The following is a 15,525-nucleotide window of genomic DNA, read 5'->3' as shown; positions in this document are numbered from 1 at the left end:
TGTCAGAGGGGCCGATGGGGAGTGCGGGGCAGACGGGTTTAAGTGGCCTGGGCCTTGAGGAAGGCATGCACGTTGTTGGCCTTGAAGTTGAGCTGTTCGTGCAGCTCGGTCATCTCGAACGACAGGGCCAGCAGGCGTTGGGCCTGGAGCTCGGCGAAGTGCGCGGTGATCACCTCGAAGAGTTTTTCCGCAACTTTCTGGCGGGTGGCCAGGTCACGACCATGGCCGACTTTCAAGGTCATGTGCACGAAGGCGTAATCGTGCTTGCCGTCGGCCATGCGCCAGGTGTCCAGGCGCACGCCGCGGCTGCGGATGCCACCCAGGGGGAACACGCCGCTGTCGCCCAGCAAGGCGTGGACCTTTTCAAACAGGCCGGGCAGGTCGGCTTGTTGTTCGATGTTGTCGGTGTATTCGGCAATGAAATGGGGCATGAACGGCTCCTTCAGGCCGCACGGGGATGCCGTACGGCCGCAGTGTCAAACAGGGAAGACAGCGTTGATCTGTCCAGTGCCGGAGCTGCCGAAAGGCTCGGTGATGATTTCGGCAGGCTTGTCGTAGTCCGGCCCGCCGAGCAACCCCAGCAGCATCGCTGTGTCATGCATCTTGCCTTCGCCGAAGCAGTGTTCGGCGTAGTCCGGGAGCATGGCGCAGAACTCTTTCCAGCGGCCTTGGCGCCACATTTCGACGACGTGCAGGTCGACCTGCTTGTCGAACTCCCGCGTCCAGTTGTGGATGTTGGCTTCAGCGTTGCGATCATCGGAGAAACGGTGCGACAGCGAGCCGGACGCGAGCACCAGCACCTTGCGGTCGCTTTTTTCGATGGCCCGGCGCACGGCGGCACCGAAGGTGAAGCTGTCTTGCAGGCGGTGCCAGGCGCACCAGGCGGCAATCGACACGACGTTGAATTTCTGTTCCTGGGCAACGTCCATGTGCATGTAGCGCATGGGCACCAGCGTGCCGTATTCCAGCTCAAGGCTCGGGATGTTGTGGGCCAGGGTGCGCACATCGGCGGCATTGGCCTCGGCGGCGATCAGTTCACCCAGTTCCGGGGCGCCTGAGTACTCGTACTCCATGTTCTTGATGAAGTGCGGCAGCTCGTTGCTGGTGTAGATGCCCTTGAAGTGCGCGCCGCTGTTGACGTGATAGGCGCTGTTGACCAGCCAGTGCACGTCGAACACCACGGCGGTATCGGCCCCCAGTTCACGGGCGCGGCGACCGATTTCCTTGTGGCCGGCAATCGCGGCGGCACGGCAACCGTGGTGCTTGCCGGGCAGCTCCGACAGGTACATCGAGGGAACGTGGCAGATTTTCGCAGCCAGGACGACTTCGCCCATGATGATTCTCCTGAAAAATTGTTCTTGTTGAATCTTGGTTGTGGGAGCAAAGCTTGCTCCCACAGGAGCGGGGATAAATCCCCTCGCCACAAGGTTAATCACCAGATTTGTCTGTGATCATGCACCCCACCGCGGTATGTGATGGCTGCCCATGGAGATGCAAACGTTCTTGATCTCGGCAAACACTTCAAAGCTGTACTGTCCGCCTTCGCGGCCGGTTCCGGAACCCTTCACGCCGCCGAAAGGCTGGCGCAGGTCGCGCACGTTCTGGCTGTTGATGAACACCATGCCGGCCTCGATGCCATGGGCCAGGCGATGGGCCTTGCCGATGTCCTGGGTCCAGATGTACGAGGCCAGGCCGTATTCGGTGTCGTTGGCCAATTGCAGGGCTTGGGCCTCGTCCTTGAACGGGATCAGGCACACCACCGGGCCGAAGATTTCTTCCTGGGCGATGCGCATGTTGTTGTTCACGTCAGCAAATACCGTTGGCTGGATGAACTGGCCGCGGCTCAAGTGCGCCGGCAAATTCGCCGGACGCTCCAGGCCGCCGGCCAGGAGGGTGGCGCCTTCATCGAGGCCGATCTTGATGTAGCCGGTGACCTTGTCGTAGTGAGCCTGGGTGATCATCGAGCCGACCTGGGTTTTCGGGTCCTGCGGATCACCGACGATCAGGCGTTTGGCGCGGGCGGCGAACTCGGCCACGAACTGCGGGTAGACGCTTTCCTGGATGAAGATCCGGCTGCCGGCGGTGCAGCGCTCGCCATTGAGGGAAAAAATCGTGAACAGCGCGGCGTCGAGGGCGCGTTCGAGGTCGGCGTCTTCGAAAATCAGCACCGGCGACTTGCCGCCCAGTTCCATCGAGTACTTTTTCAACCCGGCGGTCTGCATGATTTTCTTGCCGGTGGCGGTGCCGCCAGTGAAGGAGATCGCCCGCACATCCGGGTGGCGCACCAGCGCATCGCCGGCGGTGGCGCCGTAACCCTGGATCACGTTCAACACGCCATTGGGCAGGCCAGCCTCGACCGCCAGGCGACCCAGCTCGTTGGCGGTCAACGGCGACAGCTCGGACATCTTCAGCACGGCCGTGTTGCCCAGCGCCAGGCACGGCGCGGTCTTCCAGGTCGCGGTCATGAACGGGACGTTCCAGGGCGATACCAGCGCGCAGACACCCACCGGTTGGTACAGGGTGTAGTTGAGCATCTGATCATCGACCGGATAGGTGTGACCGTCCATCCGCGTGCAGACTTCGGCAAAGAAATCGAAGTTGTGCGAGGCACGCGGGATCAGCACGTTCTTGGTCTGGTGAATCGGCAAGCCCGTGTCGAGGGTTTCCAGTTCGGCCAGTTTCGGCACGTTCTGCTCGATCAGTTCACCGAGCTTGCGCATCAGCCGGGCGCGTTCCTTGGCCGGGGTGTTGGCCCATTTCGGAAACGCTTCCTTGGCCGCGGCGACCGCTTGGGCGACTTCCTCGGCACCGCCGCTGGCGACTTCGCCAATGGCTTCGCCGGTTGCCGGGTTGTAGTTGACGAACACGTCTTTGCTTTCGACCTCACGGCCGTTGATCCAGTGTTTGATCATGTTGCTCACGCCTCTTTACGGGATGCGAAGAACTCGGCTTCGCTGACAATTCGATTGACCAGACGGCCGACGCCTTCCACTTCCACGATCACTTCATCGCCGGGCACCACGTCCGCCAGGCCTTCCGGCGTGCCGGTGGCGATCATGTCGCCGGGTTGCAAGGTCATGAAGCTGGACAGGTATTCGATCAGGTACGGGATGTCGAAAATCATGTCGCGGGTCGAGCCTTCCTGGCGCAGTTCGCCATTGATCCAGGTGCGCAGCGTCAGGTTGCTCGGGTCCGGCACATCGGCCACATCGACGATCCATGGGCCGACGGGCGTCGTCGCGTCACGGTTCTTCACCCGCAGGTTGGGTCGGTAGTAGTTTTCCAGGTAATCGCGGATCGCGTAGTCGTTGCACACGGTGTAGCCGGCCAGGTATTGCAGCGCGTCCTCGCGCTTGACGTTGCGCGCCGCTTTGCCGATGACCGCCACGAGCTCGCACTCGTAATGCATGTAGGCGACGTTGTCAGGGCGCCAGGTCACCTGATGGTGGCCGGTGTAGGTCCCAGGGGATTTGATGAAGGCCAGGGGTTCGGTTGGTGGCTTGAACGCCAGTTCGGCGGCGTGATCGGCATAGTTCAGGCCCAGGGCGAACATGCTGCCGCTGGCCGGTGGCAGCCACTGGACCTGGTCCTCGGCCAGCAAGCGACCGTCAGCCAGGCGTACGGCGTTGTGAGCTTCAACGGTGACGGCGTGATCCTGTCCTTCAAAACGAATGCGCGCGTGTTTCATGAACCTGCTCCTGTTTCGTCGGCCACGACGGCATTGACCAGACGGCCCAGGCCGCTGATGTCCACTTCGACCCGATCGCCGGGCAGTACGTCGACCCGGCCTTCAGGCGTGCCGGTGATCAGCACGTCGCCAGCATGCAGGGTCATGAACTCGCTGATCTCGGCAATCAGTTGGGGAATGTTGCGAACGAAGTTGGCCGTGCTGTTCTGCTGGCGGACCTCGCCGTTGACGTACAGCGTGATCGTCAGGCTGTGGGGGTCGGCCACCTGAGTGGTGGGCACCAGTTCCGGGCCGACGGCGCAGAAGCCGTCCCGGCACTTGGCCTTGACGGCGGGGCGGTAATAGCTGTCTTCCGGGAGGCTGAATTCATTGACGATGGTGTAGCCGGCCACGTAGTCCAGGGCTTCGGCGGCGCTGACGCGACTGGCCGACTTGCCCATGACCACGCCAAGCGCCGGCCCTGGTTGCAGTGTTTCGCCGCGACCTGGGTGAACCACATCGGCGCCGTGCCGGTTGCGGGTATTGGGGGTCTTGATGAACAGCACGGGCTTGAGCGGCGGCTTCTGGTAGGGCGGTTGCTCGAACTCGGCGAGGCGCTGCTTCAGCAGCCCCTGGTAGTTCAGCGCGACCCCGAACAGGGTGCCGGTCGCGACGTCATGCAGGGCACGGCTCATGCTTGTCTCCTGGCGATGCAGAGGGGTGAGGGCTCTGCGGTTATTGTTAATGTGTTAACAGTTATAATTAAGATGTTAACTATCGTCAAGCGTGACAGAATGAGCGGGCACTGGTTGCCTTGCCGGATTCGGTGCAGGATGGTGCGGCAGGCGCCTGAACCAGAATAAGAAAACGAGTACTGCGTGATGACTGACCGTCAGCCGATCCCGAACATCAACATTGGTCAGGTGTACGACCAGCGCTACAGCGACGCCGAAGTGCATTACGACCGACTCGCCAACCTGGCGGATTTTTTTGGCCGCAACATGCCGGTTCACCGCCACGACCGGTTCTTCCAGGTGCACTACGTCAAGAGCGGCACCGTGCGCGTGTACCTGGACGATCAGCAGTACGTCGAGTCCGGGCCGATGTTCTTCCTCACACCGCCGACCATTCCCCATTCCTTCGTAACCGAGGCCGACAGTGACGGGCATGTGCTGACGGTGCGCCAGCAATTGGTGTGGCAGTTGATCGACGCCGACCCGAGCCTGGCGCCGGCGGGCGTGCAAATGCCGGCAGCCTGCGTTGCGCTGGCGCAATTGGGGCCTGGGCAGGCGGCAGAGGTGCGGCGGTTGGAATACCTGTTCGAGGAATTGAGCGAGGAGGTGACGGCCAGGCGCCCTGGGCGTAGCGCAGCACTGGACGCATTGACGCGGCTGATCATGATCAGCCTGCTACGGTTGTGTTCCAACTCCCTTGAGGCCAGGCCGGCGCGGCATGAAGACCTGAAGATCTTTCACCGCTTCAACGAGTTGATCGAGGCCCATTACTTGCAGCATTGGCCGTTGTCGCGCTACGCCGAAGGCATCGGCGTGACCGAGGCGCGCCTCAATGACGTGTGCCGACGCATCGCCGACCTGCCTTCCAAGCGCCTGATCATGGAGCGGCTGATGCAGGAGGCCAAGCGACTGTTGTTGTTCACCGGCAGCTCGGCCAATGAAATCTGCTACCAGCTCGGGTTCAAGGACCCTGCGTATTTCAGTCGGTTTTTCCAGCGTTACGCCCAGCTCACGCCGGGGGAGTATCGCCAGCGGCAATCGGGGTTGCGCTGAAGGGTGGCGAGAGGGATTTGTGTGGGAGCAAATTCCCTTCCACAGTGACATAGCGCCGCCATGCTTCTTGCAGCAGCCTGGCGGCCCCACTAAGCTGCCGACTCGCCCATCCCACACAGTTCGAACATGGCCAACCCCAGACCTTCATTGACCCTGACGCTGTTGCAAGCCCGCGAAGCCGCCATGGCATTTTTCCGCCCGGCGCTGAACCAGCATGACCTCACGGAACAGCAATGGCGGGTGATCCGCATCCTGCATCAGCAAGGGGAGCTGGAAAGCCATCAACTCGCCCACCAGGCGTGCATCCTCAAGCCCAGCATGACCGGTGTGCTCAGTCGCCTGGAGCGCGACGGCTTGGTGCGGCGGCAGAAGTCCAGCCAGGACCAGCGGCGGGTCTTTGTCGGGTTGACCGAGCGCGGCCAGCAGTGCTTCGTGTCCATGAGTGAGGGCATGGAAAGCAACTATCGACGGATCGAAGAGCAGTTCGGCGAGGAAAAAATGCAGCAGCTGCTTGCGTTGCTCAACGAGCTGAAGAACATCAAGCCTTGAGGCTTGTGTGGAGACGGAGCATGCTCCCGCTGGGCTGCGCCCGTAGGAGCTGTCGAGCGAAGCGAGGCTGCGATCTTTGCGCTGCCAATTGAGTCGGGAGTGAAAGATCAAGATCAAAAGATCGCAGGCTTCGCCAGCTCCTACAGAGTCGAGCGGGAGCAGTCTCTGGCCACAAAGTCGCTTCACACCGGGCTGCGTTCACGCAACTCCTGCAACCGATCAGCCCCCCCTTCAGCCACACGATTCTCAAGCAGACGATCGGAGCCGCCCTCGGCCACGCGATTCTCGAGCAAACGATCGGAGCCGCCTTCGGCCACGCGATTTTCGAGCAAACGATCGGAGCCGCCTTCGGCCACGCGATTTTCCAGCAAGCGATCAGCCCCGCCTTCAGCCAGCTGTTGCGCCTGGTTGTGAGTCGATGCACTGGCTGCGGTGGCCGAGGCGATATTGGCCAGGCCGACACCGCCAACCAATGCCAGAGCGATAGCCAGGGACGATACTTTCGAGAAATTGAACATGGTGATTCTCCTTGCGCTTGATTGAGTGGGTCCGTGGCAGCGAATGTGTTGCTGTCCGGTGATCACAGTTAAACGCGCGGATGTATCGACGATGTGTGCCAGGGGAGGGCGAGATCCGTTGTTTCGTATCAGTGCGCATTTCAGATACAGACCGATACAAATCTGTTGAGGCGTGGCGTGGCGGGGGCGCGTGCTGGCTGCTCAACGAAATGAAAAATCGCGAATTGCCTGGTCGATAATCGCACGCTTTGCGGTGGATCCCCGGCTGGGTTATTGACCAAACTAACCGGGTGGTACATTTTATCGACACCTGTCTTGCCCAACGTGTCCAAGACCATAATAAAAAATAGAGGAATACCCATGCCTATCCGTCTGCGAGCCCCCCATTTCCCCTTGATTCGTTGTTCCAGCCCTGGAGCATCTTCCAGTCTCTCAGGTTTGATCCGATAGCGGCCCACGCTGTTTACGGTCTTATCGCGCCAGTGGGATGTCGGCGCTCGACAAGCCTCGGAGTTCTTCAAGATGACAAAAGTCGTGGATCTGTATTTCAAGCTGCTCAAGCTGCTGATTGTGTTGTGCATGGTCGCGATGATCGTGCTGGTGTTCGGCAATGTGGTGCTGCGTTACGCCTTCAACTCTGGCATCAGTGTGTCGGAGGAGCTGTCGCGCTGGTTCTTCGTCTGGATGATTTTTCTCGGTGCCCTGGTGGCGCTCAAGGACCGCGCTCACCTGGGCATGAACAGCCTGATCAAGCGCTTGCCGCCGGCCGGCAAGCGTATCTGCCTGGTCATCAGTCATTTTGTGATGTTGTACATCTGCTGGCTGATCTTTAGCGGCAGTTGGCAACAAGCAGTGATCAACCTGGAGGTGGTCGCTCCGGCATCAGGTTTGTCCATGGCGCTGTTTTACGGTGCTGGCCTGGTGTTCGGCGCCAGTGCCGCTGCGATCCTGCTCTACGAGCTCTACCTGGCGCTGTTCGGCAAGCTGGGGGATGACGAGCTGTCGATGGTCAAGGACAACGACGCTGAGGTGATCACGCCTAACTCCATCACCGCAGACCCCATCACCCCTAACTCCATCAAGAGCACCCGCCCATGACACTGGTTATTTTCCTCGGGTCCTTGATAGGCAGCATGGCACTGGGCATGCCCATCGCGTTTGCCTTGCTGGTGGTCAGCGTGGCGTTGATGTTCTATCTGGATCTGTTCGACGCGCAAATCATTGCCCAGAACCTGCTCAACGGCGCGGACAGCTTCCCGCTGATGGCCGTGCCGTTCTTCATGCTGGCCGGCGAAATCATGAATGTCGGCGGCTTGTCCAAACGCATCGTCAACATCGCCATGGCACTGGTGGGGCACAAGCGCGGTGGTCTCGGTTACGTGGCTATCATCGCGTCCTGCCTGCTGGCGTCGCTCTCCGGTTCGGCCGTAGCCGATGCGGCGGCACTGGCGGCGTTATTGGTGCCCATGATGGTACTGGCTGGGCACAACCGGGCGCGCTCGGCGGGCTTGATCGCTGCCGGCGGCATCATCGCGCCGGTCATTCCGCCGAGCATTGGCTTCATTGTCTTTGGCGTGGCGTCCGGTGTGTCGATTTCCAAGTTGTTCCTGGCCGGTATCGTGCCAGGGATCATGCTCGGGGTGGCGCTCGCCATTGCCTGGTGGTTCGTCTCCCGTAGCGAGAATGTCCAGACGCCACCCAAGCAATCGCGTGCCGAGGTCCTGCGGGCATTGGTTGAGGGCAGCTGGGCCATGGGCTTGCCGATCATCATTATTTTCGGCCTCAAGTTCGGTATTTTCACCCCGACGGAAGCGGCGGTGGTGGCGGCGGTCTATTCGCTATTCGTATCCCTGGTGATCTACCGGGAAATGAAAGTCAGCCAGTTGTACGAGGTGATCCTGTCCTCGGCCAAGACCACTTCGGTGGTGATGCTACTGGTCGCCGCCGCCATGGTTTCTTCCTGGCTGGTGACCATTGCCGACCTGCCGAGCCAATTGGCGGCGGTGCTCGAGCCGTTCATGGACAGCCCGACGCTGTTGTTGGTGGTGATCATGCTGATGATCATCCTGGTCGCCACGGTCATGGACATGACGCCAAGCATCCTCATTCTCACACCCGTGCTGATGCCGGCGGTCACCCAGGCGGGCATCGACCCGGTTTACTTTGGCGTGTTGTTCCTGATCAACACCGCCATCGGCCTGATTACCCCGCCCGTGGGCACAGTGCTCAATGTGGTGAGCGGGGTTTCCAAGCTCAATATCGAGGAAATCGTTCGGGGCGTGTGGCCGTTCCTGCTTGCGCAACTGGTGGTGCTGTTCCTGCTGGTCGCATTCCCGCAGCTGGTCTTGGGGCCCTTGAAGTTCTTCACCGGTTGAGGCCGGTGCAAGCCGTAGTAGCTCAACTTAAAAACAATAACGATCGGAGAGTGACATGGGAAAACTGATGAAAACCCTGATGGCCGGGGCATGTGCGACGGGCTTGCTGTTGACCAGCGTGGCCAGCCACGCAGATGAAATCCGCGAACGCACCCTGCGATTCGCATTCCAGAATGTCAAGGAGCATCCACAAGGACAGGGCGCGCAGAAGTTCGCCGACCTGCTCAGCGAAAAGAGCGGTGGCAAGATCAAGGTCCGCCTGTTCCCAGGCGGTACGTTGGGCGGCGACGTGCAAACGGTTTCGGCGTTGCAGGGCGGCACGCTGGACATCACCGTGCTCAACTCCGGCATCCTGGCGGCCCAGGCACCGGATTATGCCATGCTCGATTTCCCGTTCCTGTTCAACAACGTCGAGGAAGCCCATGCGGTCATCGACGGTCCGGTGGGGCAGAAACTGGCCGCGCAACTGGACAGCAAAGGGCTGGTAGGGCTGGGTTATTGGGACCTGGGTTTTCGCAACCTGACCAACAGCAAGCACCCGGTGACCAAGCTTGAAGACATGCAAGGCTTGAAGATTCGCGTCATTCAGTCGCCGATCTACCTGGAGACTTTCTCCGCCCTGGGCGCCAACCCGGTACCGATGGCGTTCCCCGAGGTCTACACGGGCCTTGAGCAGCACACCATCGACGGTCAGGAAAACCCTTTCACGGTGATCGAGGGCAACAAGTTCTACGAGGTGCAGAAGTACCTTTCCGTTACGGGCCACATCTTCAACCCACAATCGTTGATCATCAGCCAGAAAACCTGGAACCGCCTCAACGACGACGAAAAGGCGATGATCCGCTCGGCCGCAGCCGAGGCGCAAACATTCCAGCGTGAAATCACGGCCGCGAGCATGGACAAGGCCAAGGCCACGTTGGCCGCTGCCATGACCGTCAATGAAATCAGCCCGGCCGAGAAGGACCGCTTGCGCGAGCGGGTGAAGCCGGTGGTCGACAAGTTCGCCAAATCCCTGGATGGCCAGTTGGTCAAGATGATGTATGACGAAATTGCCAAGGTACGTTCCGCGCAGTGAGTTGAAGCCAACCCCCGATTGACGGGGGCTACGAAGGGTGCCGGTGACTGTCTCGGCGCCCTTCGTTGCGCCTGGGACAAGGCAAGAACCAAGGCCGGTGCAGTGCCTTTCTCGGCTCGGATTGCCGTTTGTAGAACAGTCATGGCCGGTCTCGATGTCCCAATCATCGCGCTAAACTTGTTAGGCTATGGCGCACACATCTCGTTTTCACTTTGAAGCGGCGGGACTCATCAGGCCATAGGCGCGCATGCGCGTGCTGTATATCAAAGGAGGTTCACGTGGGTAAAAATCCTGTAGACGATCTATCAGGAAAACCCCAAACGCCCGGAACGGAGGGGATACCAGCCCCTAGCGGCGAGGCAAATCTCATCGAAACCGACTATGTCATAGGGCAGGACAATATCTGCGGGGAGTTCTCGTTCTCCCTGGATATCCATGGCAAAGTCTTCCTCATCTCTGCCGTCACCATTCTGCTGTTCGTCGTCATCACGTTAGCCCTGCAAAATGAAGTCGAGCCGCTTTTCAGCGCATTGCGCAGTTGGTTGACCGGGCACCTGGCCTGGTTCTTCATGAGCGTCGGCAATATCTTCGTATTGCTGTGCCTGGCGCTGATTGTGTCGCCACTGGGCAAGGTCCGATTGGGCGGTCGCGAAGCCACGCCGGATCATACGTACCTGGGTTGGTTCTCCATGTTGTTCGCCGCCGGGATGGGCATCGGGCTGATGTTCTATGGCGTTGCGGAGCCAATGTCGCATTACGCCGCCGCGATGGGCGGAGTCACGGTCGATGCCAGCGGGGCGCGCACGGACTGGGCCCCCCTTGGCGGTGCTGCGGGCGACATGAAAGGCGCCGCGGAGCTGGCGATGGCGGCGACGATCTTTCATTGGGGGCTACATCCTTGGGCGATCTACGCCATCGTTGCATTGTCCCTGGCACTGTTTTCCTTCAACAAAGGCTTGCCGCTGTCGATACGCTCGATTTTTTACCCGCTGCTGGGTGAGCGCGTCTGGGGATGGCCCGGGCACATCATCGACATCCTGGCGGTCTTTGCCACGCTGTTTGGACTGGCGACCTCGCTGGGTATCGGTGCCGAGCAGGCCGCTGCGGGGATCGAACACCTGTTCGGTATCCCGTCCACCAATGTCAGCAAGGTGGTACTGATCATCGGCATCACCCTGATTGCGCTGTGGTCGGTATTGGCCGGGCTGGAGAAGGGCGTCAAGTTGCTGTCCGAAATCAACATGGGCCTGGCGCTCCTGTTGCTCCTGTTCATCATCGTTGTGGGGCCAACCCTGGCCATCCTCACTGGCTTTTTCAAGAACGTGGTGACCTACGTTGAATACCTGCCGGCCTTGTCCAATCCTTTCGGGCGCACGGACACCGAGTTCACCCAGGGGTGGACTGCGTTCTACTGGGCCTGGTGGATCAGTTGGTCGCCGTTCGTCGGCATGTTCATTGCCAGGGTCAGTCGTGGCCGTACCGTTCGTGAGTTCCTGATTTCGGTATTGCTGGTGCCTTCGCTGGTATCGGTGCTGTGGATGACTACCTTTGGCGGGACGGCCATTGATCAGGCCACCCTGCAAGGCTTCAGCGGCGTGAAGGATGCGGTCCTGGAACTCAAGCTGTTCGCAATGCTCGAAGCGCTTCCCCTCAAGGAAATCTCGTCACTGCTGGGCATTGTGCTGGTGATCGTGTTCTTCATCACCTCCTCGGACTCCGGCTCGCTGGTGATCGATACGATCACGGCAGGCGGAAAGGTTGACGCCCCCGTCCCGCAACGGGTCTTCTGGGCAGTCATTGAAGGCGTGATCGCCATCGCGCTGTTGTTGGGAGGCGGATTGATTGCCCTGCAAGCCATGGCGGTGTCCACCGGATTGCCTTTCGCCATTGTCCTGCTGCTGGGCTGCATTTCGCTGGTCAAGGGATTGATGTCCGAACCGCGATCCTGATTGTCGACCTGCACCGATGATGGAGGTGTTTCATTCTCCATCATCGGGCTCAGTCCCAGAGTTCTCCAATCGCAACGCCAGGGCTGTAGTGAGTGGCTATTTGTGCTTGCAGCAGTTCGGCCGTGGCCAAGGCATCGGTCAAGGCCTGATGGGCGTGATAGGGCGGCAGGTGATAACGCAGGCGGCTGTCTGCCAGCCGGATGGAGACGGGAGGGCGTTGCAACAGTCGGTCTAACCAGCTGCGATGCCCCCGGACCTGCCGCGCTTCGAGTTGCATGGTGTCAATGACTGGAAATTGCAGGCCTTCTCCCAAATGGCGACGAAACGCCTGATCCAGAAAGTCACGTTCGATGGCCCGGTAGTGCACGACCATGATTTTCCCCGCCATTGCTTCGAGCATGTGCTCCATGACGTCCGGCAACCGGGGGGCATGGCGAATATCTGCGTGGGTGATGCGGTGGAACGTCACCGATTCGTGGGACAGGCGCGCGGGCTTGATGATCCAGTACAACGCTTCGCCGCAGCGTATTCGCTTGAGGGTCAACGGCATCAGGGCGATGCTGACAATGCTGTCGCTGCGAGCATTCAAACCGGTGGTTTCCAAGTCCATGGCCAGCAGGTCCACCTGCTCCAGCGGCGTCTGTGCGTGGGCAACGCCGGCCTGATAGAAGCGCTGCAAGAGAGGGTGCCTGGCTTGCTGCGCCAGTTGTTCAAAGCGTGTCGGCCAGTCCGGTGTTGTCTGTCTCTTCGAGTTCTGTGAATCGTTCATCGTGCTGGCCGTACGTGGCCGGGATAGCGAAAGCGCAAGAATTTTTGCGCATTGCTCAACACTTGGAACGCTTCCTTGAGGTTGTGGCGTTCAGTGGTGGAAAAACGCTCCGGCTCGATGTAATTGTCGGGTGTTTTGCCCTGTTCGATGGCATGGGCCTGGTGCCGTATGCGCACCATCGAGAGGAACTCCAATGCGTAGCGTAGATGATCGATGGCTTGTGGTTGCAGCCATTGCGTCGTGCTGATGGCTTCGAGTCGATCAAAGGAGTTCTGTGCGGTGCTCCCGCAAGCCAGTGCATGAATTCGGATCAGGTCGGTGAGAGGCGCTGTGCCACGCCCCTTCAGGTTGATGATCTGCTTTTGCTCGCCGTCTGTTTCCATGACGAACGTGCGGAAGAAACCCAGGGGGGGCGTCCGATTCAGTGCATTGCGAGCCATTGCCGTCAGGAAGGCTGGCGTCACCCTTGATTTTTCAGCGCAAAGCGCTTTGAGCGTGTCGACCATTTCCAATCGGCCATAGACCCCGTCCAGGTCAAAGAAAATACAGCAGTTAAGCAGGGTGGCGGCGCTGGGCTTTTCAATCCATTGGGTGAAATAGTCGCGCCAGACTCGCAACGGCTGGCGCCACTGAACGTTGGTCGCCATGATCCCGCCCTTGCAGTAGCTAAAGCCGCACGCGGCGAGCCCATCACTGACGAACGTGGCCAGTTTCCTGAAATACTCATCGTGCAGGGTCGGGTCGAAACGATCGTCCAGCACCAGGGCGTTGTCCTGGTCGGTCACCAGCAGTTGTTCGTCCCGTGCCATCGAGCCCAGCACCATGAAGCAGTATGGAACCGGCGGCGGCCCCAGTTCCTTTTCTGCCAGTTCCAGCAGACGCTGGGTGAAGGCGCGACCAATGCCTGAGATGGCGCTGCCGATCATGTGGGCGGTGGCGCCGTCGCGCACCATGCGAATGTAGGTGCCGCGTAGATCCCGCAGCAATGATCGCAGACCTTCGATGCGGGTCTGGTTGGAGATGCTGTTCACCAGGTACAAGCTGCTCTGGGACTCGTGCCGGATAATGTCCGACAGATTGATCAGGCCCAGGGTGCGCCCCTTGTGCACCACGGGAAGGTGGTGAATGTTGTTTCGAAGCATGCACAGCATCGCCTCGAACAGCGAGTCGTCGGCCTGGATGGCCACAGGATCGTTCGACATCACTTCGCCGATGGTGGTGTCGCCGCTGCGGTTGGCGGCCACCACGCGAGTGCGCAGGTCCCGGTCGGTCACGATGCCGAGCATTTCCCCAGGGTTATTGCCGGCCCGTTCCAGGACGACGACACAAGAAACGCTCTGTTCGGTCATCAGCTGTGCGGCTTCCCGGACGCTGGTTAGTGGCGTGACCCAGACCAGCTGCCGGGAAATCAATGCACGGGATTTAAGCTGGATCAAGTCGCTCGCGCGCCCTTGGGCTTCAACGGCCGATTTGAGCCTGGAATGACCTTCGGCTTCGACAAAGTCGGCGAAGCTGTCATGTCGTTTGCACAATTGGGCGATGATATCCGCCGGGATGAAATAGATCAGGCTATCTTCCAGGGCCTTGGCCGGAAAACGCACCTTGTTGCTGCGCAGCAGGCCGGCCTGACCGAAGATATCGCCTTCCACCAGGCGGTCGTACAACTCGCCGCTGCGCCGATAGATCTCGACTGCGCCGCTGCGCACATAGTGGAGGTCATTGATGACGGCGCCCCCTTCGAGAATAACGCTACCGGCCTTGAAATAGGCAACTTCGACACGCCGGGCAATGTCTTCCAGCGTTGCCTGGGGCAGGGCATCGAATGGGGGAAATCGATGCAGGTGCTCGCTGATTTCCAATAACTCGATTTGCATGGGGCCTCGTGGCTGTTCGCGTGAGAGTCCAACATGCCAGACCATGGCGTCGCGCACAAATCCGATACTGGCGAGCGTGCGCGAGCACCGGTTAAGTCACTGGCCTTCAGGCACCGCCAGCCACTTCCCAATCACCTTCTGGTAGCTGCCATTGGCCTTGTTCAGGTGCAGCCACTGGTCCACGTACATCTTCCAGGTGGCGTCATCGCGAGGCAGCAAATAGGCCTTCTCGCCATATTGCAGGTAGCGGGTCGGGTTGACCGCGCACAGGCCTGGCTTGAGTTTTTGCTGGTAGAGCGCTTCTGACGCGTCGGTAATCATCACGTCGGCTTTCTTGTCCAGCAGTTGCTGGAAGATGGTCACGTTGTCATGGAAGCTGAGTTGGCCGTTGGGCAGGAACGCCCGGACGAAGGCTTCGTTGGTGCCGCCGGCCGGCTCGACAAGACGCACCGAAGGCTGGTTCATCTGTTCGACGGTCTGGTAACGCTCCTTGTCTTCGCAACGCACCAGGGGGATCTTGCCATCCACATCCAGGGTGTTACTGAAATAGGCTTTCTTCTGGCGCTCCAGCGTCACCGAAATCCCGCCCATGCCGATGTCGCATTGACCGGCAACCATGTCCGGCATCAGGGTTTTCCAGGTGGTCTGCACCCATTGCACCTTGACGCCCAGGCTGGCGGCCAGCGAGTGCGCCATGTCGATGTCGATGCCTTCGTATTCGCCGGTTTCGTTCTTGAAGGTATAGGGCTTGTAGTCGCCGGTGGTGCACACCTTCAGTTCGCCGCGTTGCAGGACCTGGTCCAGCAGCGAAGGGGCCGGCTCGGCCAGGGCGCTGCCAGAGAGCGCCAACAGGCCACAGAGCGTCATCGAGCTTGTTATGTTTTTCATAGTGATTGGACGTCTCGCAAGGGAGGGACAAGTCGGGCGAGTGTAGTAAAGTGCCGGCAGGCTGTCACTGCGGT

At 60.1% G+C, this 15,525-nt stretch carries 15 protein-coding genes; 6 read left to right on the top strand and 9 right to left on the bottom strand.

What is annotated here, in order from left to right; translation table 11 throughout:
- Window positions 1-38: 38 nt before the first annotated feature.
- The 5 genes from GFU70_RS14660 to GFU70_RS14640 form a co-directional block, all read right to left on the bottom strand.
- Window positions 39-431 (bottom strand): 5-carboxymethyl-2-hydroxymuconate Delta-isomerase, encoded by a 393-nt coding sequence (locus tag GFU70_RS14660; RefSeq protein ID WP_058544367.1) that lies wholly within the window; start codon window positions 429-431, stop codon window positions 39-41.
- A 45-nt stretch (window positions 432-476) separates the two neighbouring features.
- Window positions 477-1,334 carry a 3,4-dihydroxyphenylacetate 2,3-dioxygenase gene (hpaD, locus tag GFU70_RS14655; RefSeq protein WP_058544366.1) on the bottom strand — a complete coding sequence of 286 codons (858 nt, stop codon included), beginning with the start codon at window positions 1,332-1,334 and terminating at the stop codon, window positions 477-479.
- Between the two features lie 117 nt (window positions 1,335-1,451).
- Entirely contained in the window at window positions 1,452-2,912 is a 1,461-nt protein-coding gene (gene hpaE / locus GFU70_RS14650) for a 5-carboxymethyl-2-hydroxymuconate semialdehyde dehydrogenase (protein WP_058544365.1), read from the bottom strand.
- 5 nt (window positions 2,913-2,917) lie between these two features.
- Window positions 2,918-3,688, bottom strand: a complete 771-nt coding sequence (locus GFU70_RS14645) for a fumarylacetoacetate hydrolase family protein (protein ID WP_116642168.1) — start codon at window positions 3,686-3,688, stop codon at window positions 2,918-2,920.
- Window positions 3,685-4,362 carry a fumarylacetoacetate hydrolase family protein gene (locus GFU70_RS14640; protein ID WP_153388297.1) on the bottom strand — a complete coding sequence of 226 codons (678 nt, stop codon included), beginning with the start codon at window positions 4,360-4,362 and terminating at the stop codon, window positions 3,685-3,687. Before GFU70_RS14640 ends, GFU70_RS14645 begins: the two co-directional genes overlap by 4 nt.
- Before the next feature lie 186 nt (window positions 4,363-4,548).
- On the opposite strand from GFU70_RS14640, the gene hpaA reads away from it, so the two are divergent.
- Together hpaA and hpaR are read left to right on the top strand one after the other, a co-directional pair.
- Window positions 4,549-5,454, top strand: a complete 906-nt coding sequence (hpaA, locus tag GFU70_RS14635) for a 4-hydroxyphenylacetate catabolism regulatory protein HpaA (RefSeq protein ID WP_153388296.1) — start codon at window positions 4,549-4,551, stop codon at window positions 5,452-5,454.
- Between the two features lie 126 nt (window positions 5,455-5,580).
- Window positions 5,581-6,003, top strand: coding sequence for a homoprotocatechuate degradation operon regulator HpaR (hpaR, locus tag GFU70_RS14630; RefSeq protein WP_003201625.1), 423 nt, complete (start codon window positions 5,581-5,583; stop codon window positions 6,001-6,003).
- 182 nt (window positions 6,004-6,185) lie between these two features.
- Here the strand turns inward: hpaR and GFU70_RS14625 are convergent, their stop codons facing one another.
- The gene (locus GFU70_RS14625) at window positions 6,186-6,521 is read right to left on the bottom strand and encodes a hypothetical protein (RefSeq protein WP_064107091.1); all 336 of its coding nucleotides are present in this window, start codon (window positions 6,519-6,521) and stop codon (window positions 6,186-6,188) included.
- 522 nt (window positions 6,522-7,043) lie between these two features.
- On the opposite strand from GFU70_RS14625, the gene GFU70_RS14620 reads away from it, so the two are divergent.
- The 4 genes from GFU70_RS14620 (at window position 7,044) to GFU70_RS14605 (ending at window position 11,920) form a co-directional block, all read left to right on the top strand.
- Complete coding sequence (locus tag GFU70_RS14620; protein WP_153388295.1) at window positions 7,044-7,619, top strand: TRAP transporter small permease; 576 nt, start codon at window positions 7,044-7,046, stop codon at window positions 7,617-7,619.
- The gene (locus GFU70_RS14615; RefSeq protein WP_058544358.1) at window positions 7,616-8,896 is read left to right on the top strand and encodes a TRAP transporter large permease subunit; all 1,281 of its coding nucleotides are present in this window, start codon (window positions 7,616-7,618) and stop codon (window positions 8,894-8,896) included. The genes GFU70_RS14620 and GFU70_RS14615 overlap by 4 nt, the downstream gene beginning before the upstream one ends.
- Window positions 8,897-8,951: 55 nt before the next feature.
- Entirely contained in the window at window positions 8,952-9,971 is a 1,020-nt protein-coding gene (locus GFU70_RS14610) for a TRAP transporter substrate-binding protein (protein WP_153388294.1), read from the top strand.
- 278 nt (window positions 9,972-10,249) lie between these two features.
- On the top strand, window positions 10,250-11,920 hold the full coding sequence (locus GFU70_RS14605) for a BCCT family transporter (RefSeq protein ID WP_058544356.1): 1,671 nt from the start codon (window positions 10,250-10,252) through the stop codon (window positions 11,918-11,920).
- A gap of 49 nt (window positions 11,921-11,969) precedes the next feature.
- Here GFU70_RS14605 and GFU70_RS14600 read toward each other — a convergent pair whose 3' ends face one another.
- The 3 genes from GFU70_RS14600 to GFU70_RS14590 all read right to left on the bottom strand — a co-directional run bounded on the left by GFU70_RS14600 (window position 11,970) and on the right by GFU70_RS14590 (window position 15,451).
- Complete coding sequence (locus GFU70_RS14600) at window positions 11,970-12,689, bottom strand: 3'-5' exonuclease (protein ID WP_058544355.1); 720 nt, start codon at window positions 12,687-12,689, stop codon at window positions 11,970-11,972.
- Window positions 12,686-14,563, bottom strand: a complete 1,878-nt coding sequence (locus GFU70_RS14595) for a DUF294 nucleotidyltransferase-like domain-containing protein (RefSeq protein WP_153388293.1) — start codon at window positions 14,561-14,563, stop codon at window positions 12,686-12,688. Before GFU70_RS14595 ends, GFU70_RS14600 begins: the two co-directional genes overlap by 4 nt.
- A 96-nt stretch (window positions 14,564-14,659) precedes the next feature.
- Window positions 14,660-15,451, bottom strand: a complete 792-nt coding sequence (locus tag GFU70_RS14590; RefSeq protein WP_153388292.1) for a transporter substrate-binding domain-containing protein — start codon at window positions 15,449-15,451, stop codon at window positions 14,660-14,662.
- Between the last annotated feature and the right edge of the window lie 74 nt (window positions 15,452-15,525).

It is taken from the genome of Pseudomonas brassicacearum (assembly GCF_009601685.2).
Lineage (GTDB): Bacteria > Pseudomonadota > Gammaproteobacteria > Pseudomonadales > Pseudomonadaceae > Aquipseudomonas > Aquipseudomonas kilonensis_B.
Note: the sequence above shows the minus strand (reverse complement) of the source record. Positions and strands in the feature narration are given on the sequence as shown.

Bases quoted from the DNA above. Each gene is read 5' to 3' on its own strand.
- GFU70_RS14615 (WP_058544358.1), top strand. From the start codon at position 7,616: ATGACACTGGTTATTTTCCTCGGGTCCTTGATAGGCAGCATGGCACTG.
- GFU70_RS14640 (WP_153388297.1), bottom strand. From the start codon at position 4,362: ATGAGCCGTGCCCTGCATGACGTCGCGACCGGCACCCTGTTCGGGGTC.
- hpaE (WP_058544365.1), bottom strand. From the start codon at position 2,912: ATGATCAAACACTGGATCAACGGCCGTGAGGTCGAAAGCAAAGACGTG.
- GFU70_RS14595 (WP_153388293.1), bottom strand. From the start codon at position 14,563: ATGCAAATCGAGTTATTGGAAATCAGCGAGCACCTGCATCGATTTCCC.
- GFU70_RS14620 (WP_153388295.1), top strand. From the start codon at position 7,044: ATGACAAAAGTCGTGGATCTGTATTTCAAGCTGCTCAAGCTGCTGATT.
- hpaD (WP_058544366.1), bottom strand. From the start codon at position 1,334: ATGGGCGAAGTCGTCCTGGCTGCGAAAATCTGCCACGTTCCCTCGATG.
- hpaR (WP_003201625.1), top strand. From the start codon at position 5,581: ATGGCCAACCCCAGACCTTCATTGACCCTGACGCTGTTGCAAGCCCGC.
- hpaA (WP_153388296.1), top strand. From the start codon at position 4,549: ATGACTGACCGTCAGCCGATCCCGAACATCAACATTGGTCAGGTGTAC.
- GFU70_RS14625 (WP_064107091.1), bottom strand. From the start codon at position 6,521: ATGTTCAATTTCTCGAAAGTATCGTCCCTGGCTATCGCTCTGGCATTG.
- GFU70_RS14590 (WP_153388292.1), bottom strand. From the start codon at position 15,451: ATGAAAAACATAACAAGCTCGATGACGCTCTGTGGCCTGTTGGCGCTC.
- GFU70_RS14645 (WP_116642168.1), bottom strand. From the start codon at position 3,688: ATGAAACACGCGCGCATTCGTTTTGAAGGACAGGATCACGCCGTCACC.
- GFU70_RS14660 (WP_058544367.1), bottom strand. From the start codon at position 431: ATGCCCCATTTCATTGCCGAATACACCGACAACATCGAACAACAAGCC.
- GFU70_RS14610 (WP_153388294.1), top strand. From the start codon at position 8,952: ATGGGAAAACTGATGAAAACCCTGATGGCCGGGGCATGTGCGACGGGC.
- GFU70_RS14600 (WP_058544355.1), bottom strand. From the start codon at position 12,689: ATGAACGATTCACAGAACTCGAAGAGACAGACAACACCGGACTGGCCG.